Raw genomic sequence first — 25,603 nt, forward strand, 5'->3', positions numbered from 1 at the left:
CACCGTCATTGCGAGGAGCGAAGCGACGAAGCAATCCAGACTGGCTCCGCGGAAAGATTCTGGATTGCTTCGCTTCCGCCGTCGCTCTTCGAGCTATGGCGGACAAGTCGCTCGCAATGACGAGGAGCGAGGGGAGCGCGACCAATGATCGATCACATCTCCGTCGGCGTCAGCGATCTCGATCGCGCCGCAAAATTCTACGAGGCGACGCTCGCTGCCCTCGGCCTCACGCGCCTCGTCACGCGGCCGCGGACGGTCGGGTTCGGCAAGGCCTATCCGGAGTTCTGGATCAATCTGCGCGAGGGCATGCCGCCTGTCGCGCCGGAGAGCGGCGTGCATATCTGCCTGCGGGCGAAAACCACGGCGGAGGTCGATGCGTTTCACGCAGCGGCGCTGTCCGCTGGCGGTGCCTCCGACGGCGCGCCGGGCATCCGCCCGCACGATCGAGTGCGCTATTACGCCGCCTTCGTCACCGATCCCGATGGCAACCGGATCGAGGCGGTGACGTTCCCGGCAGAGTAGGCGTTACAACTTACGCGCCACTTCCGGCGCGAGATCGCGCTGGCTGTCGGGAATCTGCGCAGCTGCAGAGCGCAGCCGCGGGATGATCTCCTCGACCTTGTCCGCCTTGAGGATGTCGACCGAAAGGCCGGCGCGGATGAACTCGGTCTGGCGCATGTGGTACACCAGCGAGAGCAGCGGCTCCCAGAAATTATCGATGTTGGCGAGCAGCACGGGCTTGGCGTGACGGCCGAGTTGCTGCCAGGTCAGCTGCTCCACCAGCTCCTCGAGCGTGCCGAGCCCGCCGGGCAGGGCCACGAAGGCGTCGGAGCGCTCGAACATCAGCCGCTTGCGCTCGTGCATGTCGGGCGTGACGACCATCTCCTGCACGCGCGTCAGGGCGTTCTCGCGCATCCGCAGGAAGTCGGGGATGATGCCGGTGACCATGCCGCCGTGATCGAGCACGGAGGTTGCGACCGCCCCCATCAGGCCGAGCGAGCCGCCGCCATAAACGAGGCGGATCTTGCTTTCCGCCAGCGCTCTGCCTAGCGCCTTCGCCGCTGCGATGAAGTTGGGATTTGTTCCAGGGCCGGAGCCGCAATAGACACAGACGGTTTTGATCGTGCTCATTGGTGCCATGATGCATTGCAGCGAAGTGGCGTCAAGCCCAAACGGTGATTCGGTACTTCCGGGAATCTACCGGTAAATCGCGACAAACGATCCAGGATTCGCCATCTGGCGGGGTGCGCGGGCATCGGGAAGGCTCTATATGACGGGCGAAAATCGTTAATCGCCGTTGCGCCCGCATCCGGCGGGCTTGCAGGTTTCTTGATGGACCAACCTCAATCGTTCGACGGCGCCGACGTTCCTGATCCTGCCGCGGCAGGACCGCAGGCCGGGGCCACGCTGATGGGTACGCTGGCGCATCTGTGGCCCTATATCTGGCCGGGCGACCGTTTCGACCTGAAGATGCGGGTGGTCTGGTCGCTGGTGCTGCTGCTCGCCGCCAAGCTGATCACGCTCGCGGTGCCGTTCAGCTTCAAATGGGCAACGGATGCGCTGACGGGCGCCAACACCGCGCCGGTCGCGGCCGACAATTGGCATCTCTGGGTGATCGCCTCGCCCTTGCTGCTGACCGCGAGCTACGGGGTGATGCGCATCCTGATGGCGGTGCTGACGCAATGGCGCGACGGCATCTTCGCCCGCGTCGCCATGCATGCGGTGCGCAAGCTCGCGACCCTCACCTTCATCCACATGCACGAGCTGTCGCTGCGCTTTCACCTCGAGCGCAAGACCGGCGGCCTGACGCGCGTGCTCGAGCGCGGCCGGGAGGGCATCGAGGTCATCGTGCGCATGGTGATCCTGCAGCTGATCCCGACCATCGTCGAGGTCTCGCTGCTGCTGGCGGTGCTGCTCTGGCAGTTCGACTGGCGTTACGTGGTCGCGACCCTGATCACGGTCACGCTCTACATGTACTACACCTATATCGCGACCGAGTGGCGGATCGGCATCCGCCGCAAGATGAACGATTCCGACACCGAGGCGAACACCAAGGCGATCGACTCGCTGCTCAACTACGAGACGGTGAAGTATTTCGGCGCCGAATCGCGCGAGGCGCAGCGCTACGACAAATCGGTCGAACGCTACGAGGAGGCGAGCGTCCGCACCTATACGTCTCTCGCCGTGCTCAATACCGGACAAGCCGTGATCTTCACGCTTGGCCTGACCGCAACCATGCTGATGTGCGCGATCGGCGTGCGCAACGGCACCAACACGGTCGGCGATTTCGTGCTGGTCAATGCCATGATGATCCAGCTCTACCAGCCGCTGAACTTCATGGGCATGGTCTATCGCGAGATCAAGCAGGCGATCATCGACATCGAGAAGATGTTCGGCGTGCTGGGCCGCGAGGCCGAGATCAAGGATGCAGATGGCGCGAAGCCGCTGGTCATCTCCGCCGGCACGGTGCGCTTCGAGGACGTGCGCTTTGCCTATGAGCCGACGCGCCCGATCCTGAGGGGCATCAGCTTCGAGGTGCCGGCCGGCAAGACCGTTGCCATCGTCGGCCCCTCCGGCGCCGGCAAGTCGACCATCTCGCGGCTGCTGTTTCGCCTCTATGACATTTCCGGCGGCCGGATCCTGATCGACGGCCAGGACATCCGCGAGGTCACGCAGGCCAGCTTGCGCGCATCGATCGGCATGGTGCCGCAGGATACCGTGCTGTTCAACGACACCATCCGCTACAACATCCGCTATGGCCGCTGGGACGCCGGCGATGCCGAAGTCGAGGAGGCCGCACGGCTGGCGCAGATCGACCACTTCATCCGCATGGCGCCGAAGGGCTACGAGACCCAGGTCGGCGAGCGCGGCCTGAAATTGTCGGGCGGCGAGAAGCAGCGCGTGGCGATCGCACGCACGGTGCTCAAGGCGCCGCCGATCCTGGTGCTGGACGAGGCGACCTCGGCGCTCGACACCCACACGGAGCACGAGATCCAGGGGGCGCTCGACCGCGTGGCCAAGAACCGCACCTCGCTGGTGATCGCGCATCGGCTTTCCACCATCGTCGGCGCCGACGAAATCATCGTGCTGGACCAGGGACGCATCGCCGAGCGCGGCACTCACGCGAGCCTGCTCGCGCAGGGCGGGCTCTATGCCAGCATGTGGAACAGGCAGCGCGAGGCCGAGGCGGCCCGCGAGAAACTGGCCAAGATGGCCGACACCAATGCCGCGCCCAACCGGGAGCCGCCGCCGGTCGACGACATCCTGACGACGCCCGCTGCGGCGGAGTGACCTTGTCTCCGGTCCCAAGTCTGGCCTAAACAAGCCCGCGCAACGACCCGTGCCATCAACCCCGAACGGCAGATAGCGATGTCCATTCTCGATTCGATCCAGCGTCAGATCCCGCCGATCCACAAGGAGGGCTATCCCTTCATCGGCGGCTTTGCGGTGGCGAGCCTGATCCTGTTCTGGCTGTGGTCGCCGCTGGGGTGGATCGGCACGGTCCTGACCGTGTGGTGCGCGCTGTTCTTCCGCGATCCCGTCCGTGTGACGCCGGTGCGCGAGGGTCTCGTGGTGTCGCCGGCCGACGGGCGCGTCTCGATGATCACCATGGCACTGCCCCCGGCCGAGCTCGGGCTCGGCGACCGGCCGCTGCCGCGCGTCTCGATCTTCATGAGCGTGTTCAATTGCCATGTGAACCGGGCGCCGGTGGCGGGCAGGGTGGACCGCATCGCCTATCGGCCCGGCCTCTTCATCAACGCCGAGCTCGACAAGGCGAGCGAGGACAACGAGCGCAACTCGCTGGTGATCACGACGCCGACGTCGCGGATCGGCGTGGTCCAGATCGCCGGCCTCGTCGCCAAGCGCATCGTCTGCTTCGTCAGGGAGGGGCAGGCGATCGGCGCCGGCGAGCGCTTCGGCCTGATCCGCTTCGGCTCCCGCCTCGATGTCTACCTGCCCGTGGGCACCAAGGCGCTGGTCTCGGAAGGGCAGACCGCGATCGCCGGAGAGACGATCCTGGCCGACCTTGCCGGCGACGACCCGGGCCGTGCGTTCCGCGCCAATTAACCAATAGTCGGTGCTTGCAGGCCTTCCGCCGCAATGGCGGAGGGCGGCTTGGCTTGCTATATCTCGCCTCGAGATAAGGACGAGCCATGACGCCTTACGACTCTAGGGATCCCGACGTCCGCCGCCGGCGGTTCCGCCCCATTCCGGTGCGGATGCTGGTGCCCAACGTCATCACGCTGCTGGCGATCTGCGCCGGCCTGACCTCGATCCGCCTGTCGATCGAAGGGCGGATGTCGCTCGCCGTCTACGCCATCGTGTTCGCGGCCGCGCTCGACGGCATCGACGGCCGCATCGCGCGCATGATCAAGGGGCAGTCCAAGTTCGGCGCCGAGCTCGACAGCCTCGCCGACTTCGTCAATTTCGGCGTGGCGCCCGGCCTGATGCTGTATTTCTGGCAGCTGCACGAGCTCGGCAATGCCGGCTGGATCGCCGCCATGGTGTTCGCGATCTCCGGCGGCCTGCGGCTCGCCCGCTTCAACGCCACCATGGACGATCCGAACAAGCCGGCCTTCGCCGCCAATTTCTTCACCGGCGTGCCGGCGCCCGCCGGCGCGATCACCGTGCTGCTGCCGATCTATGTCGCATTCCTCGATCTCGGCCGCACGCCTGCGGCGGTGACCGCGGCCTACACGCTTCTGATCGCGTTCCTGATGGTGTCGCGCCTGCCGGTGTTCTCCGGCAAGACCAAGCGCATGCGCGTGCCGCCGGAGCTGGTGCTGCCGGCCTTCGTCGCCGTAATCGTCTTCATCGCGCTCCTGATCGCCTATCCCTGGCACGTGCTGTCGATCGGCACGGTGCTGTACCTTCTCGCGCTGCCGCTCGGCTACAAATCCTATCGCGACCAGGCGCGCGCGGTGGAAGCCACCGCGCCGGCGGGAGGCGAGGTCCCGTCACCGCCGTCGGCACCGACGCTGGCGAATTTGTCGGAGCCGCCCCAGGACGACAGGCCCGGGCGGCTGCACTAAAGCGCGATGGGATTCCTCGCGCTTTAGGTTGTTGTTTGAGCATGATCTTTTCGGAAAACCGCTACACACTTTTCCGGATCATGCTCTAACGGCCGCACGCGGATATCTGCCATGAGGCCTGCCTGAGTTGGGTCGAGGCCCGATCTCGGCTATATCGCCCCTTGTGCCGGCGGCATCGCGCAATCAACCGCCGCCAATCTGGGAGAGAACGCCGTGACCAATTCCGCGACCGGGCCGCTGCCCGCTTCCGTCCTCGAAGCGCTGGGCCGCTACGACACGCCGACGATCTGCAATGCCATGGAGATCGTGGCGCCCGAGCGGCGGCTGATCGGCTACACCACCAAGCAACTGGTCTGCCCGTTCCCCGACCTGCCGCCGATCGTCGGCTATGCCCGCACGGTGGCGATCCGCTCGGTGCTGAAATCATCGCTTCCGGCCGAGGAGCAGTCCAGGCGCCGCATCGAATATTACGAATATGTCGGCACCGGCCATGGCCCGCGCATCTCGGTGATCCAGGACATCGACGGACCCGACGTCGGCTATGGCGCGTTCTGGGGCGAGGTGCAGAGCAACGTCCACAAGGCGCTCGGCTGCCTCGGCGTGATCACCGACGGCTCGATCCGCGACATCCCGCAATGGGCGCCCGGCTTCCAGGCGCTGGCTGGCTCGATCGGCCCGTCGCACGCCTGGGTGCACGCGGAAAGCTTCGGCGGCGAGGTGCGCGTCGCCGGCATGACCGTGAAGTCGGACGATCTCATCCACGCCGACCGCCATGGCGCCATCGTGATCCCGCTCGACATTGCCGCAAAGCTGCCGGAGGCCGCCGAGCTCTGCGGCCGCCGCGAGACGCCGATCCTGGAGATCGCCCGCAGTCCGGATTTCTCGCTCGAGAAGCTGAAGGCGGCGCTGAAGCGCTCGGCGGAGATCCATTGACGGCCAATGGGGCGATCTACGGCCGCGAATCCGGCCGTAGATCGCCTTGCTCGGTCAAAAACAAGGCGGCCTGATCGGGCTCGCCGAGCACGGCGGCGGCGCATCCGATCAGGGTGAAGCCGCCGGCAAAATCCCACATTGTTAGGTCATCTGCGCTGTCGGGGCTGTGCATCAACCGTGCTGCGATCACGGCGAAGGCGGCCTCGACGAAGAGCAGCACGCTGAACGCCGGAAGCACGAGCTCCGGCTCGAGCAGGTGGAACGCCAGCGCCGCGGGCAGCGCCGTGAGAAGACTGAACAGCGTCAACATTGCGATGGCTCCACGATCGGCCATGTCGCAACGCCAGCAAACACCAGCTGATCCCCGACCACGATGTGGCGGAGGGCCGCAGCCGATGTGACGTCGTGGCGCGGCTCCTTATGGTTAGCGAAATGTTGAAATTCCCATCGCTGGACGGCAATTGCGGCGGTGGGCGGCACGCGGTCCAGACTTAACCTTTACGCGGCTTTAAGGGCGGCGCTCTAGGGTTTCCGATGCGGTTCGGGGTTGGGCCGCGCCAGCGGCCAGGACGGCCGTTGTTGCGTACGCGTCGGAGTTTCCCATGGATATCATGACGAGCGTCGGGCTCATTGCGGGCACCATCGTCATCGTGGCGATGATCTTCATGGGCGGCGATCTTCACATGTTCATCTCCGAACATGCGATGATCATCATCTTCGGCGGCTCGATCTCCGCCACCATGATCCGGTTTCCGCTTTCGGCGCTCCTGCACGGCCTTCCGCTCGGCGCCAAGTTCGCCTTCACCATGAGCCGGCTGTCGGCCCACGACCTCGTCGACGAGCTCGCCCGCATCGCCGAGATCGCTCGCAAGCAGGGCCCGGTCGGACTGGAAAAGGTCGAGACCGACGAGCCCTTCCTCGCCAAGGGCATCCGCTACGTCGCCGACGGCTACGACCTCGACTTCATCCGCGACAATCTCGAGCGCGACCGCGACAACTTCCTCATGCATCTCGACGAGGGCAGCAAGATCTACCGCGCCATCGGCGATTGCGCTCCGGCGTTCGGCATGATCGGCACCTTGATCGGCATGGTGCAGATGTTCGCCAACATGACCGATCCTTCCAAGCTCGGCCCGTTCATGGCGACCGCGCTGCTCGCCACCCTTTACGGCGCGCTGGTCGCGAACCTGTTCTGCCTGCCGATCGCCGACAAGCTGCACGGCAAGCTGCTGGACGAGGAGACCAACCGCACTCTGATCATCGACGGCATCCTGATGATCCGCGACTCCAAGAGCCCGACGCTCGTGCGCGAAATGCTGCTGGCCTATCTGCCGGAGAAGCATCGTCACGCCGATGGCGAGCCGGTGCCGGCGTAAGCCGCCCGCCGGGATTTGAGACATGGCCAAGAAGAAACGCGGCAATGCGCATGGAGGCGGTCACGGCTGGTTCGTGACCTTCGCCGATCTGATGGGCCTGATGATGAGCTTCTTCGTGATGCTCGTCGCGTTCTCGACGCAGGACGCCAACAAGCTGAAGATCGTCGCCGGCTCGATGCGCGACGCCTTCGGCGTGCAGAGCGAGGCGCGCTACGCCGGTATCGTCGAGTCCGACGGCCTGCCGACCCGTCCGCGGCTGAAGAACGTCGATCACATCCAGCCCGAGGACGCCTCCAATACGCCGACGCCGGACCAGGAAGACCGCGACAAGACGTCCGGCGCGAAGATCAAGGTTGATCGCAATTTCGCGCTCGCGGCAGCCTCGCTGCGCCAGGCGCTGCAGGACATGCCGGAGCTGACCGAGATGTCCAAGCACATCATGTTCGAGGAGACCAAGCAGGGCCTCAACCTGGAGATCGTCGACCAGGACGGCCGCTCGATGTTCGCCGACGGCTCCAAGGTGCCCTACGACCGCACCCGCCGCCTGATCGAGAAACTCGCGGTCCCGCTCAAGGCGACGCCGCTGCGCGTTTCCATCGCCGGCCACACCGCGGCGGGGTTCGTGCCGACCCGCAGCGACTACGGCGCCTTCGATCTGTCGGCCGACCGTGCCAATGCGGTGCGTCAGATCCTCGAACGCCAGGGCCTGCCGCCGTCGCACATCTTCGCCGTCTCCGGCAAGGCCGATACCCAGCCGCTGTTTCCGGACGATCCCTCGCTCGCCGCGAACCGGCGGGTGACCATTACCCTGATGCGCGAAGATCCGCCGCTGCCGCCGAATCTGAAGCCGTAACCCCCTTGCGCTACCATCTTACCTGAGGCATGTCGTCGCGCTGGCGATGAACGTTGCAGCCGCGTCACAGCTTCTGTCCCTGCGCCTGCTAAGGTGATGGGCGATTGACAGGCGCGGCGGAAGCGTCAAAAGGCGCCGGATCAAAATCAGGGACGAAGCGTTTTCCATCCTCATGACGGCGAGCATCACATCGACTGAGACCCATGAAGGGCCGGTCAAGTCGGGCTTTTGGTCCCTTACGCTCGGGAGCATCGGCGTCGTCTTCGGCGATATCGGCACTTCGCCGCTCTACGCATTCCACGAGGCGGTCAAGGCCGCGGCCCATGGCGAGCCGGTCTCGCGCATCATCGTACTGGGCGTCCTATCGTTGATTCTGTGGGCGCTTCTGATCGTCGTCACCGCCAAATACGTCCTCTTGCTGCTGCGCGCCGACAATAACGGGGAGGGCGGCACGCTGTCGCTGATGGCACTCGGCCAGCGCGCGCTCGGGCGGCGAAGCTGGGTTCTGCTTGCGCTCGGCGTGATCGGCGCCTCGATGTTCATCGGCGATTCCATGATCACGCCGGCGATCTCGGTGCTCTCGGCGGTGGAAGGTCTGAAGCTCGCAACCCCCGCACTCGAGCACTATGTTGTGCCGGTCACCGTCCTCATTCTGGTGCTGCTGTTTGCGGTCCAGAGCAAGGGGACCGCGCTGGTCGCCTCGGCCTTCGGGCCGGTGATGGTGATCTGGTTCACCGTCATCGCGGTCATGGGGGCGGTCCATATCGCCGACGACCCCTCGGTGCTGGCGGCCATCAATCCTTATTACGCGGTGCAGTTCGTGCTGTCGCACGGCACGATCGGCCTCGTGACCCTCGGTGCCGTGTTCCTGGCGGTGACGGGGGGCGAGGCGCTTTACGCCGATCTCGGCCATTTCGGCCGCAAGCCGATCCAGTCGGCCTGGATGTTCTTCGTGCTGCCCGCGCTCCTGATCAACTATTTCGGGCAGGGTGCGCTGGTGCTGTCCGATCCCAGCGCGATCCAGCATTCCTTCTATCGCATGGTGCCCGATAAGCTGGTGCTGCCGCTGGTCGGGCTCGCGACGGCCGCCACCGTGATCGCGAGCCAGGCGGTAATCACGGGCGCCTATTCGCTGGTCTATCAGGCCGTGCAGCTCGGCCTCCTGCCGCGTTTCGAGGTGCGCTACACCTCCGAATCCCATGCCGGCCAGATCTATCTGCCGCGCGTGAACCGGCTGCTGCTGATCGGCGTGATGCTGCTGGTGCTGCTGTTCCATACCCCCAGCAATCTGGCCTCGGCCTACGGCATTGCGGTTTCAACCACCATGGTGGCCGACGGCATCATGGGCTTCGTCGTGATCTGGAAGCTGTGGAACTGGCGTGCGGCGGCGGCTGCGGCGGTGATCATCCCCTTCGTCGTCGTCGATTTGAGCTTCTTCAGCGCCAATCTGCTCAAGCTGCTCGAAGGCGCCTGGGTGCCGCTGCTGTTCGGCATCGTCATGGCGGGGACGATCTGGACCTGGCGCAAGGGCTCCGGAATCCTGGTCCAGAAGACGCGGCGGATCGAGGTGCCGCTGGACGATCTGATCCGCAGCCTGGAGAAGCGGCCGCCGCACATCGTCAAGGGTACCGCGGTGTTCCTGACCAGCGATCCCTCGTTCGTGCCGACCGCGCTCCTGCACAATCTCAAGCACAACAAGGTGCTGCACGAGCACAACGTGATCCTGACCATCGAGACCGCGCAGACGCCCCGGGTCGATCTGTCGGAGCGGTTCAGGATGGAGAAAATCAGCGACAAGTTCTCCAAGGTCCGCCTGCGCTTCGGCTTCATGGAGCAGCCGAACGTGCCCAAGGCGCTCGCGATCGCGCGCAAGCAAGGCTGGCAGTTCGACATCATGTCGACGTCGTTCTTCGTGTCGCGACGATCGCTGAAGGCCTCGGCGCAGTCGGGCATGCCGCTCTGGCAGGATCATCTGTTCATCGCGCTGAGTCGGTCGGCCAACGATGCCACCGACTACTTCCAGATTCCCACCGGCCGGGTGGTAGAAGTCGGAACTCAGGTCACCATCTAGAATGCAACTGGTGCAGCCATGCATATCTGCATGGCTATGGCCCAGAATCGGGCTAGGCTATGCCGGTGGCGCAGGACTATAAGCCGCGCGCTCTTCCGCCATTGTGCAGTGAAGCATTCTAGAGGCCACTGGGCTCTCCCATGACAAGCGACATAGCAGTTCCCGCCCCGGAAACGGTGGCGGCTAATGGGCATGGCGATGCCCACACCACCGCCCGTTTCGGCGCGCTGACGCTCGGCAGTATCGGCGTTGTCTACGGCGATATCGGCACCAGCCCGCTCTACGCGTTCCGCGAGGCCGTGATGGCCGCCTCGGGCGCGGAGGGGTTGCCGACGCCGGCAGCCGTGCTCGGCGTGGTGTCCCTGATCCTGTGGGCCCTCATCGTGGTGGTGACGCTCAAATACGTCGTGATCCTGCTGCGCGCCGACAATAATGGCGAGGGCGGCACGCTGGCGCTGATGGCGCTGGCCCAGCGGGCGGTTGGCACCGGCGGGGCGACCATCGTGCTGCTCGGCGTCATTTCCGGAGCCTTGTTCTACGGCGATGCCGTGATCACGCCGGCGCTCTCGGTGCTGTCGGCGATCGAGGGCATGAAGGACGTCACGCTGAGGTTCGAGCCCTACATCGTTCCGCTGACGGTGGTGATCCTGGTCTGCCTATTCGCCGTGCAGTCCCGCGGCACGGCGCGCGTTGCCGCCTTTTTCGGCCCGATCATGTGCGTCTGGTTCGCGGTCCTTGCGGCTGCAGCGATCCATCCGATCATCCAGCAGCCGCAGGTGCTGTACGCGCTGAACCCGCTCTACGCCGTGAACTTCATGCTGCACCATGGCATCATCGGCTTCGTGACGCTGGGCGCGGTGTTCCTGGCCGTGACCGGCGCCGAGGCGCTCTATGCCGATCTCGGCCATTTCGGCAAGCGGCCGATCCAGACCGCCTGGCTGTTCATCGTGCTGCCCTCGCTGGCACTGAACTATCTGGGGCAGGGTGCGCTGGTGCTCGGCGATCCCGGCGCGATCGTGAGCCCGTTCTTCCAGCTGTTCCCACAAGGCTTCTTCCGCGGCTGCATGGTCGTGCTGGCGACCATGGCGACCGTCATCGCGAGCCAGGCCGTCATCACCGGCGCCTATTCGCTGACGCGCCAGGCGATCCAGCTCGGGCTGCTGCCGCGGTTCGAAATTCGCCATACGTCGGAAGCCCATTCCGGCCAGATCTTCATTCCGCGCATCAACCAGCTGCTGCTGGTCGCGGTGGTGCTGCTGGTGCTGCTGTTCCGCTCGTCCAGCGCGCTCGCGTCCGCCTACGGCATCTCCGTCACCGGGACCATGGTGGTCACGGCGATGATGGGCTTCGTCGTGGTCTGGAAGGGCTGGCGCTGGTCAGGGCTCGCCGCCGGCGCGCTGATTGCGCCGTTCCTGTTTCTCGACCTGACCTTCCTGACCGCGAACCTGTTGAAGGTGTTCGAGGGCGGCTGGGTGCCGCTGGCCCTCGGTGCCGTCATGATCATCCTGATGTACACGTGGCGGCGCGGCAGCCGGCTCTTGTTCGAGAAATCGCGCAAGCTCGAGTTCCCGCTCGCCGATCTCGTGGCGATGCTGGAGAAGCGGCCGCCGCAGCGCGTGCCTGGCACCGCGGTGTTCCTGACCTCGGATCCGCTCAGCGCGCCGACCGCGCTGATGCATAGTCTGAAACACTACAAGGTGCTGCATGAGAAGAATGTCATTCTCACCATCGAGACCGCGCAGACCCCGCGGATCGATCCGGCGGAGCGGGTGAAGCTGGAGCAGATCTCACCGACCTTCTCCAAGGTGACGCTGAAGTTCGGCTTCATGGAATCCCCGAACGTGCCGAAGGCGCTGGCGATCGCCCGCAAGCTCGGCTGGCAGTTCGACATCATGTCGACCTCGTTCTTCCTGTCGCGCAGGGCGCTCAAGCCGGCCGCCCATTCCGGCATGCCGCGCTGGCAGGACCGGCTGTTCATCTCGCTCAGCCGCTCCGCCAACGATGCCACCGACTATTTCCAGATCCCTTCCGGCCGCGTGGTCGAGGTCGGAACCCAGGTGACGATCTGACTCCACCGCTGTCATCGCCCGGCTTGACCGGGCGATCCAGTATTCCAGAGGCCGGCGTTGAAGAGTTCGCTCTCGCCGCATCCGCCGCGGCGTACTGGATCCCCCGTCGCGGGGGATGACATCGAGTGTGAGCCCCGAAAGCCGGACTTCAAGTCGCTGCGATTTAGCTTTAACTTGCGCCGCGCGGCTCAAGCCTTTGTGGCGCTTGATTTTCGTCTCCCGAGAGGCGAGGTTGCCGCCGGCCGGGATCGCCCCGGCACGCGGCCCGCGACGTTGGAGGATGATGTGGCAAATCAAGTGCAGGATCTGACCCCGGACGAGGTCGCCAAGGGTGTCGCGGAAGGGCGCTATCTGCTGGTCGACGTCCGTGAGCGGAACGAGGTCGAGGCCGAGGCCTATCCTTACGGCGTCGTGGTTCCGCTCTCGACCTTTGATCCCAAGGCGATCCCCGATCCCCAAGGCAAGGAGGTCGTGTTCGCCTGCCGCTCAGGCAAGCGTTCGGTGACGGCCTCGCTGGCGGCACAGGCGGCGGGCCTGCCTTACGACAAGCATCTGGCCGGCGGCATGCTGGGCTGGAAGGCGGCGGGGCTTCCCAGCAAGGTCGGTGGCTAACCGCGCAATGACGACCAAGAGCTCTTCGCTGAACAAGGTCTTCGCCGACCTTCCCGTCACCATCTTCGAGGCGATGTCGCAGGCCGCGCGCGACAACAATGCCATCAATCTCGGCCAGGGATTTCCTGACGATCCCGGCCCCGAGGATATCCGCCGCGCCGCGGCCGACGCCTCGCTGAACGGCTACAACCAGTACCCGTCGATGATGGGCCTGCCGGAGCTGCGCCAGGCGATCGCGACCCATTACGGCCACTGGCACGGCCTCAAGCTCGACCCGATGAGCGAGGTGATGGTCACATCAGGCGGCACCGAGGCGCTGACCTCGGCGATCCTCGCGGTGGTCAGGCCCGGCGACGAGGTGGTCTGCTTCCAGCCGGTCTATGATTCCTATCTGCCGATCATCCGCCAGGCCGGCGGCATTCCGCGCCTGGTTCGGCTGGAGCCGCCGCACTGGCGGCTGAATGAGGACATGCTGAAAAGCGTGTTCAATTCAAAGACCAAGGCGGTGCTGTTCAACAATCCCTTGAATCCTTCGGCGGTGGTCTATCCGCGCGAGGACCTCGAGCTCTTGGCGCGCTACTGCCAGGAGTTCGACGTCATCGCGATCTGCGACGAGGTCTGGGAGCACGTCACCTTCGACGAGCACAAGCACATCCCGCTGATCACCATCCCCGGCATGCGCGAGCGCACCATCAAGGTCGGCTCGGCCGGCAAGATTTTCTCGCTGACGGGCTGGAAGATCGGCTTCGTCTGCGCCGCGCCACAGCTCTTGCGCGTCGCCGCCAAGGTGCACCAGTTCCTGACCTTCACCACCGCGCCGAACCTGCAGGCCGCGGTGGCCTACGGCCTCGGCAAGTCCGACGACTACTTCCTGTCGATGCGCAAGGATTTGACGCGGAGCAGGGACCGCCTGACCAAGGGCCTGGAGAGCCTCGGCTTCCCCGTGCTGAAGTCGCAAGGTACCTACTTCCTCACCGTCGACCTGTCGCCGCTCGGGCTCAACGAAAGCGACACCGAGTTCTGCTGGCGCATCGTGAAGGACTACAAGGTGGCCGCCATTCCGGTCTCGGCGTTCTACGAGCAGGACCCGGTGACCTCGGTGGTGCGCTTCTGCTTTGCCAAGAAGGACAAGACGCTGGACACCGCGCTGGAGCGGCTGTCGGACGCGGTGCGTGGACGCAAGAGGTAGATCGAGATGACGAACGTCGGCCGCTCCGGGATTGGTTTCGCGATCGCCGCGGCACTGACGTTGCTCTCCGCTCCCGCGGGGGCCGAGGAGCGGGTCGTCAACTTCTACAACTGGTCCAACTACATGGCGCCTGACGTCCTGGAGGCCTTCACCAAGGAGACCGGCATCAAGGTGGTCTACGACACCTTCGACGCCAACGAGACGCTGGAGACGCGACTGATGGCCGGCAAGTCCGGCTATGACGTCGTGGTGCCCACCGCCTATTTCCTGCAGCGCCAGATCAAGGCCAACATCTTCCAGAAGCTCGACAAGTCGAAGCTCCCGAATCTGGCCAATGCCTGGCCGGTGGTGACGCAGCGCCTCGCCACCTACGATCCCGGCAACGTCTACGCCGCCAACTACATGTGGGGCACGACGGGCATCGGCTACAACGTCGCCAAGGTGAAGCAGATCTTCGGGGCGGACGCGAAGATCGACAGCTGGGACATCGTCTTCAAGCCGGAGAACCTGGCAAAATTCAAAGACTGCGGCGTGCACATGCTGGACTCCGCCGACGACATCTTCCCGGCGGGGCTGAGCTGGCTCGGGCTCGATCCGAACTCGACCAAGCAGGCCGACCTCGAGAAAGCTGCCGACGCCGTGGCAAAAGTCCGCCCGTCGGTGCGGAAGTTTCACTCGTCCGAATATTTGAGCGCGCTCGCCACCGGCGAGATCTGTTTCGTGGTCGGCTGGTCCGGCGACATCATGCAGGCCCGTGCCCGCGCGGCGGAGGCCAAGAGCGGCGTCGAGATCGGCTACACCATTCCGAAGGAGGGCGCGCAGATGTTCTTCGACAATCTCGCGATCCCTGCGGATGCGAAGAACGTCAAAGAGGCCTACGAGCTGATCAACTATCTCTACCGCCCCGACGTCGCCGCCAAGAACTCGGACTTTTTGTCCTACGCCAACGGCAACCTCGCCAGCCAGAAGCTGGTCGACCCGAAGATCCTGAACGACAAGAACATCTATCCGGACGAGGCGACGCTCGCAAAACTGTTCGTCATCACGGCGCGCGAGCCGGCGACCCAGCGGATCATCAATCGGCTCTGGACCAAGGTGAAGACGGGGAGGTAGGGCAGATGGGTTCCAAATTCGCCGTGCGGCGGGAATTGGTGTACTATCTGCTTCAGATTGAACGAACCAGGCCTTGAGCAATGACCGATCATTCTCGCATTTCGCTCGCACCTGATGTCCTTGCTGGCAAGCCCGTGATTAGTGGGACCCGCATTGCGGTCGAGTTCATCATCGGATTGATGGCAGACGGTTGGAGCGAAGCCGACATTTTAGCCAACTATCCAGGCCTTTCGCGCGAGGACATTCTCGCGTGTCTGGCTTACGCACGCGATTCCCTTAGCGGCGAACGGGTTCACCCGACCGCAGCTTGAGACGCGTTTTCTCGCGGACGAGAATTTTCCTGGCTCCGCCGTCGATGCAGTTCGTGCATCAGGTCACGACGTCATCTGGATCAGAGCTTCGGCGCCTGGTAGCAGCGATCGCGAAGTATTGGCGCAGGCGTCGCACGAACAACGGATCTTAATCACCTTTGATAAGGACTTTGGGGAGTTGGCTAAAGCGTCGTCGCTCCCGACCGCATGCGGTATCGTATTGTTGCGCATCCCACCGCCGGCACCCGGGCGGATTGGCAAGGTGCTCGCCGACCTGATCTTGGCCCGTGACGATTGGGCGGGCCATTTTTCCGTGATCGAGCCTGGCCGAGTCCGAATGCGGCCGCTGAGCAAATAGCGCCAGCGCCTACCGCCACCTTCTATGCAGCCAGAGCCACTGCTCCGGATGCTCTCGCACCCAGCTTTCCACGACGCTCGTGATCGCCTGCGTCGTGCCCTGGACGTCGATCCTGCCATCGGCATCGCGCACCGGCTGGATCTCTTCGGTGAGCTCGCCGCGGAAGCGGCCGTCGGGCAGGCGGATGATGCGCACGCCGTGGATCGGGCATTCGACCTGGCGCAAGAGGCGCGCCAGCATCGGATTGGCGCGGGTCTTGCGGCCGAAGAACGTGACCTCGACGCCAGCGGTGAGATACTGGTCGATCAGCATGGCGACGTGCTTGCCGTCCTTCAGCGCCTGCGCGAGCCGCAGCGGCGCCTCGCGGCCGGCCGGGATCAGCGTGCCCATGTTGACCTGGCGCATCTCCTGGATGATGCGATCGGCCGAGGCGATGTTCGGGCGGCGATAGAGGATTGCGGTGTCCAGTCCATGCGCGACCGCGGCGAGCGCCGGCAATTCCCAGTTCGCAAGATGCGCGGCGAAGATCAGCGCCGGCTTGCCGTCGTCGCGGATCTGGTCGAACAGCTCGATGCTGCGCGGGGAAATCTCGATTCGACTCTTCTCCGGGGCATCGCGCTCGTAATTCCAGACTTGGTCGATATGGGCGAACTCGGCGCCGACGCGGCCGAGATTGTCCCAGACGCCCATCAGGATCCGTTCGATCTCTTCCGGTGACTTCTCGGGGAAGGCGGCGGCGAGGTTGGAGCGGCCGATGCGGTGCTCGCGCAGGCGCGGTCCGATCAGCTTCACGGCACGCGCGAAAAAGTCCGAGGTCTTGGCGGGATCGAAATAGCGCGTGGTGCGCAGCATCGCGACGGTCGCGGCGCCGATCAGGCTGCCGCCGAGCGACTTGGCAGCCTCCCGCGCGCGGGCCTTCGTGCTCGCAGGAAGCAGCCTCATGCGTCCGGTCAGGCCGGTTCGCGGGTCAGGATCAGCGAAGCGTTCTGGCCGCCGAAGCCGAACGAGTTCGACATCACCGCAGTGACGCGGGCATCGCGCGCCTTGTTGCCGACGACGTTGAACAGGATCGTGGGATCCGGATTGTCGTAGTTGATCGTCGGCGGAATGCGCTGATGCTCGAGCGTGAGCAGCGAGAAGATCGCCTCGACCGCGCCGGCGGCCGAGATGGTGTGGCCGACCATCGACTTGTTGGAGGTGACCGGAATCTTCTGCGCGAGCTCGCCGAACACCGCCGACGTCGTGTTGAACTCCATCTTGTCGTTCTCGGGCGTCGCGGTGCCGTGCGCGTTGATGTGGTCGATCTGGTCCGGCGTCATGCCGGCGTCGGCCAGCGTCTTGTTCATGCAGCCGATGATCGGCTTGCCGTCGGGCGAGGAGCGGGTGCGATGGAACGAATCCGTGAGCTCGCCGCAGCCGGCAATCACGCCGAGAATCTTTGCGCCGCGCGCGGTGGCGGCCTCATAGCTTTCAAGCACGAGCGCGCCGGCACCTTCAGCCATGACGAAGCCGTCGCGGTTCTTGGAGAAGGGACGGGAGGCCGCCTGCGGCGGGTCGTTCTGGGTCGACAGCGCCGACAGCAGCGAGAAGCGCACCAGCGCTTCCGGGTTCACGGTGCCGTCGGTCGCGACGCACAGCGCCGCGTCGGTCTCGCCGCGGCGGATCGCCTCGACCCCGAGCTGGATCGAGGTGGCTCCGGAGGCGCAGGCCGTCGACAGCGAGATCGGCGAGCCCTTGGTGCCGAAGGTCTCGGCGAGATGGGCGGCAACCGAGCCGAACATGAAGCGATGATGATAGGCGCTGAACTTGCCGCCGCCGGAGATGCGGAGCAGATCGTCGTAGCTGATGTCTTGCTGGCCGACGGCGCGACCGAGCTCGCGACGCTGCGGCCATTCGACCTCGACCGGTGCAACCGCGAGGAAAAGCGGACCCGGGAAATCGGCCTTGGCGCCGACGCCGGCCTGCTCCAGCGCTTCCTGCGTCACCAGCTCGGCCATCCGCTCGGACAGGGCGGTGGAGGAGAACGGATCGGCGCTGACGAAATCGACGGTGCCGGCCATCGTGGTCTTGAGGCCGTCGACCGGAAAACGCGTGATGGTGCGGATGCCGGATTCGCCGGCGACGAGCTTCGCCCAATTGTCGGATTTGCCGGCACCGAGCGAGGTCATGATGCCCATGCCGGTGACGACGACGACGGGACGCCCGAGTTTGTCGCGTGGTGCAGTCATGTCGATCCCCGCTTGAGCTGGTTAAACCGCCTCGACCAGCGCCATGCCTTCGCCGCGCCAGTGTCCGGCTCCCACCACCACGATCTGGGTGGGCGCGCCCTGCATTTCAATCTCGGTCCCCGTGGAATCATTCGGTGGGAACAGCGCGCCGCGCGAGATCGACAGTGCGGCGAGGGCGATGCCGAGCGGAAATTGCGTTTCCATGGCATGGCCGAACACCGTGCCGGTCGAGCGCACCGGAAAGTCGGCATGGCTCTTCAGGAAGTCGCGCTCGTCCGAGGTCGCGGGCTCCGCGCCGGTCGCCCCGGTGATGATCGCGCCCTTGCCCTCGCGCCTGGGCAGCTTGGCCCACAGCTTCTCGAGTGTCGCGGTCATGTCGCCGGGCTGTTTGCGTTTGGCGAGGTCTGCGACGACGCTCGACAGCTTTGCGAACGGCTTGGCGCCGCGCGCTTCCGCATGGGCCTTCGATTCCAGCACCAGGAAGGCGCCGGCCGAGCCCAGCGCGAAGCCGGGATGGTCCTTGCGCGCCCACACGGGCGCGAACTTGTCCTTCAGGTTGAAGTCGCCGAATTCGTAGAGGACGAGCAAGTCCTTGCGTTCGCCATTGTGCGAGCCGCCGACCAGCGCGATGTCGCTTTCGCCCGAGGCGATGCGCGCGAGCGCGATGCGGGCGGCATCCGCGCCGGCGACCTCTTCGCCCATGAAGGTGCGCGAGGTGCCTCCTAAGCCGTGCACGATGGCGATGTTGCCGGCGAGCAGGTTGGAGAGCTGGGCCAGGAACAGCGTCGGCCTGAGATCGCTCATCAGCCGCTCGTTGAGGAAGCCCGGCGCGTTGGCGCCCTTGGCCTCGGCGGTGAGAATGCCGCTATCGACGTTGATGTCGCGCTCTCCGCCGCCGGCGGCGACGACCATGTCGATCTTCGACAGGATGTCCTTGTTGCCTTTGATGCCGGCGGAATCCAGCGCAAGACCGGCGGCATAGGTGCCGATGCGCTGCCAGGCTTCCATCTGGCGCTGGTCGCCCTTCTTCGGAATCTGGCTGTCGAAGGATACCGGCATCAAGGGATGCACGATGTAGGGCGCAAAGACCTTCTCGTCGACATTGATGCGCTTCTCAGAAAGCGCGGCCCAGTTGGCGTCGAGGCCCTCGCCGAGCGAGGTGGCGAGCCCAATGCCGGTGATCCAGACCTCGGTCTGGCCGGGCCTCGAAGCGGTGTTAGTCATTGCGATAGGACCTGTTGCGGAAACCCGACGCGCTCGGCGACCTTCGCCATGTATCCGCGCATATCCGCATTGGGGAAGGGGATCAACGTGAAGGTGAGCGCGGAATTGGCGCGCAGCTTGCCGCCGACCCGGATCTTGGCCTCGGTCATGGCATAGCCGGAGCCTTCATGGGTGAGGCTCGCCTCGATGCTCATAAGGTCGCCCGGGAAGACCGAGCCGCGGACCTTGGCCTCCTTCACGGCGGCCAGGATCGGCATGCGTTCGAACCTGAAAACGCCGAGTTGAAGCCAGCCCGAGGCCTGCGCCATCGATTCGATCAGGAGCACGCCGGGCATCAAGGGATAACCGGGGAAGTGCCCCTCGAAAATGGTGCTTTCCTGCGGGACCTGCGCTTCGACGACGATCGTCTTCTCGTCGACCTTGAGGTCGACGATGCGATCGATCATGTGGAAGTATTCGAGTTGCATGACTGCGCCCTTAGGCGCTCGCGCCCTTGGCCGCAACCAGTTCGTCGATGCGGGCGCACAGGTTCTTCAGCACGAAATATTGCTCGGTGGTCGCCTTGCCGTCGTTGACCTCCTGAGTCCACTTCTCCAGCGGCAGCTTGATGCCGAACTGCTTGTCGATCGCAAAAGCGATATCGAGGAAATCGAGGCTGTCGATGCCGAGGTCATCGATGGCATGACTATCCGGCGTGATCGTGTCGCGCGGGATGTCGCAGGTTTCAGCGATGATCGTGGCGACCTGATCGAATGTGGAGGACATCACTAAGCCTTTGATATATTGCAGGTATTTGTCAGATTGTCCAGAGTGGCACGGTGGCTGGGCATCGCGCCCCTGATGACGCCCTCAAATCCCCCTCTGGCCGGGTCGAAAGCCCGTATATCGGAGCGCCGCCCTGAGTTCAATGGAGCCGGGCAGGCTCCGGGGGACAGCAACGGACGGGGCTGGGGATGCCGGCTGGGACCCTTCCGCCGCGAGGTCCGCGCCGGGCCGGTCCTAAATGTGCGGTGTCGTGATCTTGACGCAGTCGCGGCGGCCCATCAGCACGCAATCCTGAGTCCGGCGCAGGTCGGCGATGCTGACCGCGAGCCAGATCCCGATCGCGGTCAGCGCGATGGTGAAGGCGAGCGCCGCGATATTGGCAAGCATGCGCTGGCGGAAATTATCGGGCTCGGCGCGCGGCTGCTCGTAGCGCGACAGGTCCAGCCGTTCGGGCGTGGCGCGCAGCGGCTGCACGCTGGCATCGCCGCGCTGGACCCTTGGGGAAGGCGGGGTGCGCGGCCTGAACTGGAGCACCCGGTGCTCCTCATCAGAGCTTATGGGCCGCTGGTTGTTCATGGGGCGGGGATCACTCCGAAGCAGCAATTTAGATAGCATAGGTGAGGCACGCGTTGCAGAAAAACTTCTCAATGCCCGCGTGTATTCGTGCGTTCGTACCATTTGTGCACGGGCCGGTGTGCAGCGATCTGGAAACCGGCCGTCGCGCCCGTGATCCGCGCGTTGCGCTGCAATGCGGGCACAGCGACACCGTCCTTCGCCCGATCGGTATCGACTTGTGATCTGCGCGTGCTTCGAACGGATTTTGCCGCCCTGGGGCCCATGGCATAGTCGCGGGAACCCGAACCGCTAGTTGCATCCATCCGAGGGGCTTCGATCATGACCACGACCAACGCGCGCGAGCCGAGAGTGCATCCGGTTCCGATCCTGTCGCTCCGGCCGACGCAGATGACGGTCGGCATGCGCGAGGTCAAGGAGAAGCGGAAGCGCTGGCGCGAGCATGACAAGAAGAAGCAGGCGGATCTGCTCGGCAAGCACATGATCCCCGTCGTTTACGGCCCCGATGCACGTTACTACGTGATCGACCATCATCACCTCGGCCGCGCGCTGCACGATGAAGGCGTCAAGGAGGTGCTGGTGACCATCGTGGGCGACCTCAGGATGGTGGAGCGCGAGGCCTTCTGGGGCGTCATGGACAACAAGCGCTGGGTCTATCCTTACGACGCCAAGGGCGAGCGGCGGTCGTTCCGCGACCTGCCGAAATCGGTCGCCGACTTGAAGGACGATCCGTTCCGCAGCCTTGCCGGCGAATTGCGCCGCATGGGCGGCTTCGCCAAGGACACGACGCCATTCTCCGAATTCCTGTGGGCCGATTTCCTGCGCCGGCAGGTCTCACGCAAGGCGGTGGAGGCCGATTTCGACAAGGCGCTCGAGAAGGCGATGGCCGCCGCCAGAAGCAAGAATGCGATCTATCTGCCCGGCTGGTGCGGCCCGCTGGACGACGATTAACGGTATCTCGTCAGTCGCGCTGGAAGATCCTGGCGCCGGGGTAGGCGCGGCGGGCGTAAGTGACCACCAGCGCGCGGTCCTGGGTGTCCAGGAACGGCGTTCGGATCTGGGACGATCCGACGATGAGGTGCCACAGGCCATTGAGCTTCTGGATCACGATCTTCATTTGCGTAGTCCTCGATGACTCCCATTCCAGCGAATGTTGCTTGTCGCCGCAGTGCCCGGAATCGCGGTCGCGGATACGAAATTCCCAACACGGCCGGCGCTCCAAAACACGTCGACCCTTGTTAGTTGGTTACGGAATGCCCCCAGATAAGCCGGATCTCATCACAGCCGCTTGAGCGAAATCAATTTCCGCGCCCACGAAACCGTCCTGAAACAGAGCCGTCCCATTTCTATGGAGTAGTCGAGCTCACACAGGAGGCGAACATGCGCCGTCTGGCTTTCGTAGTTGCCGTGCTCGCGGTCGCTTCGGCGGGAATCTCTGCATCCTTTGCCGCGGTCCACCACGCCAAGACGTTGACGTTCGCGGAGCGCTTTGCTCCGGCGCTCGAGTTGATGGCGAAGCGCTAGCGGCATAGCGCCGCGCAGCCGTGAGCGCGGCTGCGCGCTGCCAGGTGGACATCACGTCGCACCTGCCGGCAGATGATGGCCGGGCCAGGCTTGACCTGTCGCAAAGGTGCCTCGCCCTGACCGGCTAAGGTCTGCCTGCATGTTTGCAGAGACAGCGTTGTGCCCCGATGCCGAGGGCCCGGGCTCCAAGTCATGCAGATTTTGGAGGCACGGCCATGAGCGTCATCTTTCGCATCCTCTTTGTCCTCGCCGGCGCGATCACGGCGCTGTTCGTCGCGCGTGATGCGCTGAATTTCACCATCATCCAGACCTTCGTCGCCGTCCTGCTCGCGACCGCAATCGTCGGTGCCGGCAGCCTCTGGAGCCTGCGGCGGAAACCGTGAGCGAGACGGAACGCCGCAGTTCGGCCGGCCTGAGCGAAACCGAGGCCCGGGCGAAGCTCGCGGCAGACGGCCCCAACGAATTGCCTCGGCCGGAACGACGCAGTCCCCTGCGCATCGTGGTGGAAGTGCTGCGCGAGCCGATGCTCCTGCTGCTGCTTTGCGGCGGGCTCATCTATCTCGTGCTCGGCGATCTCAAGGAGGCGCTGATCCTGCTGGCGTTCGGGGCGATGTCCATCGTGATCACGGTGGTGCAGGAGACCCGGACCGAGCGCGTGCTGGAAGCCTTGCGTGACCTGACCAGCCCGCGGGCGCTGGTGGTGCGCGACGGGGTGCGCCGGCGAATTGCCGGCCGCGAGGTCGTGCTGGGCGACCTTCTCGTCCTCGGTGAAGGCGATCGCGTCCCCGCCGACGCCGCGCTCGTCGAGGCGCGGGACCTGCAGATCGACGAGTCCCTGCTGACCGGCGAGTCGATGCCCGTCCGCAAGAAGACGGCCGACAAGGTCACCGAGGCCGGTCACCGGCCCGGCGGCGAGGATCAGCCATTCGTGTATTCCGGTTCGCTCGTCGTGCGCGGCGAGGGGCTGGCGCTGGTCGAGGCCACCGGGCCGCGCAGCGAGATCGGGAAGATCGGGCTGTCGCTTCGCGGCCTGCAGGCCGAGCCGCCGCGGCTTCAGCAACAGACCGCAAGGCTGGTGCGGCTCTGCTTTCTCGGCGGCGCCATCATCAGCCTGGCCGCGATTGTGCTCTACGGCGTCTCGCGCGGCGACTGGCTGCAGGCGCTGCTCGCAGGCGTCGCCATCGGCATGTCGATGCTTCCGGAAGAATTTGGCGTCGTGCTCACGGTGTTCATGGCCATGGGCGCGTGGCGGATTTCGCAGGCCCGCGTCCTGACGCGGCGAGCCGCCGCCATCGAGGTCCTCGGCTCGGCGACAGTCCTGTGCACCGACAAGACCGGGACGCTGACGCAGAACCAGATGTCGGTCGCCGAGCTGCGGCTGCGCGACGGCGCGCGTCTGCGTGCGGAGGCGTCCGGTCCGGATCAGGTCGGGCCCGAATTCGCCGAGCTGGCGCGCTGCGGGGCGCTGGCAAGCTCTCCGGAGCCGTTCGATCCGATGGAGAAGGCGCTGCACGCGTTTGCGCGTGATGTCCTGCGGGACGGAGACGCGATGGATGGCGGGCGGACGCTGGTGCGTACCTATGGTCTGCGCCCCGAGCTGCTCGCCATGACCCAGGTTTGGCGGACATCCGCAGCGGCGGATCTCATCGCATGCGCCAAGGGCGCGCCGGAAGCGATTGCGCGGCTGTGCAGGCTGAACGAGGCCGATCGGGAGGCCGTGCAAGCTGCCGTCGGGGCCATGGCGAAGGACGGGCTTCGCGTGCTGGGGATGGCGGTTGCCGCGTGTGATGACACTTCCCTGCCGGCATCCCAGGAGGCTTTCGTATTTCGCCTCGTTGGCCTGGTCGGACTCGCGGATCCGTTGCGGCCTCACGTTCCGGAGGCGGTTCGCGAATGCCGTTCGGCCGGCATCCGCGTCGTCATGATCACGGGCGACTATCCGGCGACCGCTCTGGCGATTGCCGGGCAAGCCGGGCTCGACGTCAATGAGGTCGTGACCGGGGAGCAGATCATGCTCGCTGACGACACCGAGCTCGAGGCACTCGTCAGGAAGGTGAACGTCTTCGCGCGGGTTCTGCCGGAGCAGAAGCTGCGGATCGTGCAGGCGCTGAAGCGCGGCGGCGAGATCGTTGCGATGACGGGCGACGGCGTCAACGACGCGCCGTCGCTGAAGGCCGCCCATATCGGGATCGCGATGGGTGGCCGCGGCACCGACGTCGCCCGCGAGGCATCCTCGATCGTCCTGCTCGACGACGATTTCAGCTCCATCGTCGCATCCATCCGCCTCGGACGCCGGATCTACGACAATCTGCGCAAGGCCATGGCCTTCATCTTCGCGGTTCACGTGCCGATCGCGGGTCTTGCGCTGCTTCCCCTGGTGTTTGGGCTGCCGCTGGTGCTCGGCCCGGTTCACATCGCCTTTCTGGAGCTGATCATCGATCCCGTCTGCTCGCTGGTGTTCGAAGCCGAGCGCGAGGAGCGCGACGTCATGAAGCGTCCGCCGCGGCGTGCCGATGCGGAGCTGTTCTCGTGGCCCCTGATCGCCTGGAGCGTCCTGCAGGGCGCGGTGGCCTTCGCCTTGATCGCGGTGATCTTCGTCGCAGCGCTTCGTTCCGGGCTTCCGCCCGATGAGGCTCGCACCCTCGCATTCATTGCGCTCGTCGTCTGCGTCCTCGCGCTGGTGCTGGTCAATCGATCCTTCAGCGCATCCTTCTTGTCTGCCTTCTTCCGTCCAAACGCGGTATTGCTCTGGATATTCCTCGCGATTGCGCTTGTCCTCGCCGCAGCCCTGTTCTGGCCGCCGGCCTCCGGTCTCTTTCGCTTCGGTCCGCTGCATCTTGACGATTTGATGATCACGCTCGGCGCTGGACTATTGGTGCTCACGGCGCTCGAACTGCTGAAGCCGTTTTGGGGCCGGCGGTTACGATTCTAGATCGTGACGCGGCAGCCCGGCCATGCGCCGAGCGCGACGAGTCGACGTCCGGAAATCATGCAGGCCGCGGAAGACGCGTGCGAGATGCCGACGTCATTTCATTAGAACGGATCCAGTCTACATAGATTCTACGACGCGAACGTCCGAAACACTTTGATTGTGCGCTCGGAGTCTCTGCATGGTCGTTCCCGAAAGTTCGGGGACTGGGAATGCTGGAATTGGTGTTTGACGCACGCGCAACGAAGCGCGGGCGCGTGTCGATGTTGTGCGGTCTTGTCGCGCTTCCTTCCGCCATCGCCTTCGGCCAAAACGCGCAGGCTCAGAGCGCGAGCGGAGCATCGGTTCTTCCTCCCGTCGTGGTCGAGCAAAGCCGCCCGAGCAAGCGCCAGGTCACCACACCGCGCAACTCGCGATCTGCGAGCGCGCGCCAGACGCGATC

The 25,603-nt window shown here is 65.0% G+C and carries 27 protein-coding genes; 18 read left to right on the plus strand and 9 right to left on the minus strand.

Annotated elements, in window-relative coordinates; all coding sequences use genetic code 11:
- The first annotated feature begins 144 nt into the window (after positions 1-144).
- Positions 145-522, plus strand: a complete 378-nt coding sequence (locus DCG74_RS20515) for a VOC family protein (protein ID WP_172788092.1) — start codon at positions 145-147, stop codon at positions 520-522.
- 3 nt (positions 523-525) lie between these two features.
- On the opposite strand, the gene DCG74_RS20520 is transcribed toward DCG74_RS20515, so the two are convergent.
- Complete coding sequence (locus tag DCG74_RS20520) at positions 526-1,131, minus strand: TIGR00730 family Rossman fold protein (RefSeq protein ID WP_172788093.1); 606 nt, start codon at positions 1,129-1,131, stop codon at positions 526-528.
- 201 nt (positions 1,132-1,332) lie between these two features.
- On the opposite strand from DCG74_RS20520, the gene DCG74_RS20525 reads away from it, so the two are divergent.
- The 4 genes from DCG74_RS20525 (at position 1,333) to DCG74_RS20540 (ending at position 5,966) form a co-directional block, all read left to right on the plus strand.
- Entirely contained in the window at positions 1,333-3,291 is a 1,959-nt protein-coding gene (locus DCG74_RS20525; protein WP_172788094.1) for an ABC transporter ATP-binding protein/permease, read from the plus strand.
- Positions 3,292-3,345: 54 nt separating this feature from the next.
- Positions 3,346-4,068, plus strand: coding sequence for a phosphatidylserine decarboxylase (locus DCG74_RS20530; protein WP_257187591.1), 723 nt, complete (start codon positions 3,346-3,348; stop codon positions 4,066-4,068).
- A gap of 86 nt (positions 4,069-4,154) precedes the next feature.
- Positions 4,155-5,033 (plus strand): phosphatidylcholine/phosphatidylserine synthase, encoded by an 879-nt coding sequence (locus tag DCG74_RS20535; RefSeq protein WP_172788096.1) that lies wholly within the window; start codon positions 4,155-4,157, stop codon positions 5,031-5,033.
- 213 nt (positions 5,034-5,246) lie between these two features.
- Positions 5,247-5,966 carry an RraA family protein gene (locus DCG74_RS20540; RefSeq protein ID WP_172788097.1) on the plus strand — a complete coding sequence of 240 codons (720 nt, stop codon included), beginning with the start codon at positions 5,247-5,249 and terminating at the stop codon, positions 5,964-5,966.
- A gap of 16 nt (positions 5,967-5,982) precedes the next feature.
- Here DCG74_RS20540 and DCG74_RS20545 read toward each other — a convergent pair whose 3' ends face one another.
- On the minus strand, positions 5,983-6,276 hold the full coding sequence (locus DCG74_RS20545) for a hypothetical protein (protein ID WP_172788098.1): 294 nt from the start codon (positions 6,274-6,276) through the stop codon (positions 5,983-5,985).
- A 292-nt stretch (positions 6,277-6,568) separates the two neighbouring features.
- Here DCG74_RS20545 and DCG74_RS20550 point away from each other — a divergent pair, with 292 nt between their 5' ends.
- The 9 genes from DCG74_RS20550 to DCG74_RS20590 all read left to right on the plus strand — a co-directional run bounded on the left by DCG74_RS20550 (position 6,569) and on the right by DCG74_RS20590 (position 15,918).
- Positions 6,569-7,342, plus strand: coding sequence for a motility protein A (locus tag DCG74_RS20550; protein WP_172788099.1), 774 nt, complete (start codon positions 6,569-6,571; stop codon positions 7,340-7,342).
- Positions 7,343-7,364: 22 nt separating this feature from the next.
- Positions 7,365-8,195 (plus strand): flagellar motor protein MotB, encoded by an 831-nt coding sequence (locus DCG74_RS20555; RefSeq protein ID WP_172788100.1) that lies wholly within the window; start codon positions 7,365-7,367, stop codon positions 8,193-8,195.
- Positions 8,196-8,367: 172 nt separating this feature from the next.
- Complete coding sequence (locus DCG74_RS20560; protein ID WP_172788101.1) at positions 8,368-10,266, plus strand: potassium transporter Kup; 1,899 nt, start codon at positions 8,368-8,370, stop codon at positions 10,264-10,266.
- Between the two features lie 140 nt (positions 10,267-10,406).
- On the plus strand, positions 10,407-12,335 hold the full coding sequence (locus tag DCG74_RS20565) for a potassium transporter Kup (protein ID WP_172788102.1): 1,929 nt from the start codon (positions 10,407-10,409) through the stop codon (positions 12,333-12,335).
- A gap of 285 nt (positions 12,336-12,620) precedes the next feature.
- A complete protein-coding gene (locus tag DCG74_RS20570) occupies positions 12,621-12,947 on the plus strand; it encodes a rhodanese-like domain-containing protein (protein WP_172788103.1) in 327 nt (108 codons plus the stop codon).
- A gap of 7 nt (positions 12,948-12,954) precedes the next feature.
- Positions 12,955-14,136, plus strand: a complete 1,182-nt coding sequence (locus tag DCG74_RS20575) for an aminotransferase (RefSeq protein WP_172788104.1) — start codon at positions 12,955-12,957, stop codon at positions 14,134-14,136.
- Positions 14,137-14,142: 6 nt separating this feature from the next.
- Complete coding sequence (locus DCG74_RS20580; RefSeq protein ID WP_172788105.1) at positions 14,143-15,249, plus strand: polyamine ABC transporter substrate-binding protein; 1,107 nt, start codon at positions 14,143-14,145, stop codon at positions 15,247-15,249.
- 80 nt (positions 15,250-15,329) lie between these two features.
- The gene (locus DCG74_RS20585; RefSeq protein ID WP_172788106.1) at positions 15,330-15,560 is read left to right on the plus strand and encodes a DUF433 domain-containing protein; all 231 of its coding nucleotides are present in this window, start codon (positions 15,330-15,332) and stop codon (positions 15,558-15,560) included.
- The gene (locus DCG74_RS20590; RefSeq protein WP_172788123.1) at positions 15,520-15,918 is read left to right on the plus strand and encodes a DUF5615 family PIN-like protein; all 399 of its coding nucleotides are present in this window, start codon (positions 15,520-15,522) and stop codon (positions 15,916-15,918) included. Before DCG74_RS20585 ends, DCG74_RS20590 begins: the two co-directional genes overlap by 41 nt.
- A 9-nt stretch (positions 15,919-15,927) precedes the next feature.
- Here the strand turns inward: DCG74_RS20590 and DCG74_RS20595 are convergent, their stop codons facing one another.
- From DCG74_RS20595 to DCG74_RS20620, 6 genes are all read right to left on the minus strand, one after another.
- The gene (locus DCG74_RS20595; RefSeq protein WP_172788107.1) at positions 15,928-16,860 is read right to left on the minus strand and encodes a lipid A biosynthesis lauroyl acyltransferase; all 933 of its coding nucleotides are present in this window, start codon (positions 16,858-16,860) and stop codon (positions 15,928-15,930) included.
- A gap of 8 nt (positions 16,861-16,868) precedes the next feature.
- Positions 16,869-18,146, minus strand: coding sequence for a beta-ketoacyl-ACP synthase (locus DCG74_RS20600; protein WP_172788108.1), 1,278 nt, complete (start codon positions 18,144-18,146; stop codon positions 16,869-16,871).
- A 21-nt stretch (positions 18,147-18,167) separates the two neighbouring features.
- The gene (locus DCG74_RS20605; RefSeq protein WP_172788109.1) at positions 18,168-19,370 is read right to left on the minus strand and encodes a beta-ketoacyl-ACP synthase; all 1,203 of its coding nucleotides are present in this window, start codon (positions 19,368-19,370) and stop codon (positions 18,168-18,170) included.
- Positions 19,367-19,837: a 3-hydroxyacyl-ACP dehydratase FabZ family protein gene (locus DCG74_RS20610; protein ID WP_172788110.1), complete on the minus strand. Its 471-nt coding sequence runs from the start codon at positions 19,835-19,837 to the stop codon at positions 19,367-19,369. Before DCG74_RS20610 ends, DCG74_RS20605 begins: the two co-directional genes overlap by 4 nt.
- 10 nt (positions 19,838-19,847) lie before the next feature.
- Positions 19,848-20,135, minus strand: coding sequence for an acyl carrier protein (locus DCG74_RS20615; protein WP_007592476.1), 288 nt, complete (start codon positions 20,133-20,135; stop codon positions 19,848-19,850).
- 234 nt (positions 20,136-20,369) lie between these two features.
- Entirely contained in the window at positions 20,370-20,711 is a 342-nt protein-coding gene (locus tag DCG74_RS20620) for a hypothetical protein (protein WP_172788111.1), read from the minus strand.
- Between the two features lie 318 nt (positions 20,712-21,029).
- Here DCG74_RS20620 and DCG74_RS20625 point away from each other — a divergent pair, with 318 nt between their 5' ends.
- The gene (locus DCG74_RS20625) at positions 21,030-21,659 is read left to right on the plus strand and encodes a ParB-like protein (RefSeq protein WP_172788112.1); all 630 of its coding nucleotides are present in this window, start codon (positions 21,030-21,032) and stop codon (positions 21,657-21,659) included.
- A gap of 10 nt (positions 21,660-21,669) precedes the next feature.
- Here the strand turns inward: DCG74_RS20625 and DCG74_RS20630 are convergent, their stop codons facing one another.
- Positions 21,670-21,825, minus strand: a complete 156-nt coding sequence (locus tag DCG74_RS20630; protein ID WP_165637160.1) for a hypothetical protein — start codon at positions 21,823-21,825, stop codon at positions 21,670-21,672.
- 263 nt (positions 21,826-22,088) lie between these two features.
- On the opposite strand from DCG74_RS20630, the gene DCG74_RS20635 reads away from it, so the two are divergent.
- From DCG74_RS20635 to DCG74_RS20645, 3 genes are all read left to right on the plus strand, one after another.
- Positions 22,089-22,232, plus strand: a complete 144-nt coding sequence (locus DCG74_RS20635; protein WP_172788113.1) for a hypothetical protein — start codon at positions 22,089-22,091, stop codon at positions 22,230-22,232.
- A 215-nt stretch (positions 22,233-22,447) separates the two neighbouring features.
- Positions 22,448-22,615: a hypothetical protein gene (locus tag DCG74_RS20640; protein WP_172788114.1), complete on the plus strand. Its 168-nt coding sequence runs from the start codon at positions 22,448-22,450 to the stop codon at positions 22,613-22,615.
- The gene (locus DCG74_RS20645; protein ID WP_172788115.1) at positions 22,612-25,164 is read left to right on the plus strand and encodes an HAD-IC family P-type ATPase; all 2,553 of its coding nucleotides are present in this window, start codon (positions 22,612-22,614) and stop codon (positions 25,162-25,164) included. The genes DCG74_RS20640 and DCG74_RS20645 overlap by 4 nt, the downstream gene beginning before the upstream one ends.
- Positions 25,165-25,603: the final 439 nt, after the last annotated feature.

The sequence above is a fragment of the Bradyrhizobium sp. WBAH42 genome (assembly GCF_024585265.1).
In the GTDB taxonomy this organism is placed as follows: Bacteria; Pseudomonadota; Alphaproteobacteria; order Rhizobiales; family Xanthobacteraceae; genus Bradyrhizobium.

Coding starts and splice junctions, on each gene's coding strand:
- DCG74_RS20515 (WP_172788092.1), top strand. CDS start 145: ATGATCGATCACATCTCCGTCGGCGTCAGCGATCTCGATCGCGCCGCA.
- DCG74_RS20520 (WP_172788093.1), bottom strand. CDS start 1,131: ATGAGCACGATCAAAACCGTCTGTGTCTATTGCGGCTCCGGCCCTGGA.
- DCG74_RS20525 (WP_172788094.1), top strand. CDS start 1,333: ATGGACCAACCTCAATCGTTCGACGGCGCCGACGTTCCTGATCCTGCC.
- DCG74_RS20535 (WP_172788096.1), top strand. CDS start 4,155: ATGACGCCTTACGACTCTAGGGATCCCGACGTCCGCCGCCGGCGGTTC.
- DCG74_RS20545 (WP_172788098.1), bottom strand. CDS start 6,276: ATGTTGACGCTGTTCAGTCTTCTCACGGCGCTGCCCGCGGCGCTGGCG.
- DCG74_RS20550 (WP_172788099.1), top strand. CDS start 6,569: ATGGATATCATGACGAGCGTCGGGCTCATTGCGGGCACCATCGTCATC.
- DCG74_RS20555 (WP_172788100.1), top strand. CDS start 7,365: ATGGCCAAGAAGAAACGCGGCAATGCGCATGGAGGCGGTCACGGCTGG.
- DCG74_RS20560 (WP_172788101.1), top strand. CDS start 8,368: ATGACGGCGAGCATCACATCGACTGAGACCCATGAAGGGCCGGTCAAG.
- DCG74_RS20565 (WP_172788102.1), top strand. CDS start 10,407: ATGACAAGCGACATAGCAGTTCCCGCCCCGGAAACGGTGGCGGCTAAT.
- DCG74_RS20575 (WP_172788104.1), top strand. CDS start 12,955: ATGACGACCAAGAGCTCTTCGCTGAACAAGGTCTTCGCCGACCTTCCC.
- DCG74_RS20580 (WP_172788105.1), top strand. CDS start 14,143: ATGACGAACGTCGGCCGCTCCGGGATTGGTTTCGCGATCGCCGCGGCA.
- DCG74_RS20585 (WP_172788106.1), top strand. CDS start 15,330: ATGACCGATCATTCTCGCATTTCGCTCGCACCTGATGTCCTTGCTGGC.
- DCG74_RS20595 (WP_172788107.1), bottom strand. CDS start 16,860: ATGAGGCTGCTTCCTGCGAGCACGAAGGCCCGCGCGCGGGAGGCTGCC.
- DCG74_RS20600 (WP_172788108.1), bottom strand. CDS start 18,146: ATGACTGCACCACGCGACAAACTCGGGCGTCCCGTCGTCGTCGTCACC.
- DCG74_RS20605 (WP_172788109.1), bottom strand. CDS start 19,370: ATGACTAACACCGCTTCGAGGCCCGGCCAGACCGAGGTCTGGATCACC.
- DCG74_RS20610 (WP_172788110.1), bottom strand. CDS start 19,837: ATGCAACTCGAATACTTCCACATGATCGATCGCATCGTCGACCTCAAG.
- DCG74_RS20615 (WP_007592476.1), bottom strand. CDS start 20,135: ATGTCCTCCACATTCGATCAGGTCGCCACGATCATCGCTGAAACCTGC.
- DCG74_RS20620 (WP_172788111.1), bottom strand. CDS start 20,711: ATGAACAACCAGCGGCCCATAAGCTCTGATGAGGAGCACCGGGTGCTC.
- DCG74_RS20625 (WP_172788112.1), top strand. CDS start 21,030: ATGACCACGACCAACGCGCGCGAGCCGAGAGTGCATCCGGTTCCGATC.
- DCG74_RS20630 (WP_165637160.1), bottom strand. CDS start 21,825: ATGAAGATCGTGATCCAGAAGCTCAATGGCCTGTGGCACCTCATCGTC.
- DCG74_RS20635 (WP_172788113.1), top strand. CDS start 22,089: ATGCGCCGTCTGGCTTTCGTAGTTGCCGTGCTCGCGGTCGCTTCGGCG.
- DCG74_RS20640 (WP_172788114.1), top strand. CDS start 22,448: ATGAGCGTCATCTTTCGCATCCTCTTTGTCCTCGCCGGCGCGATCACG.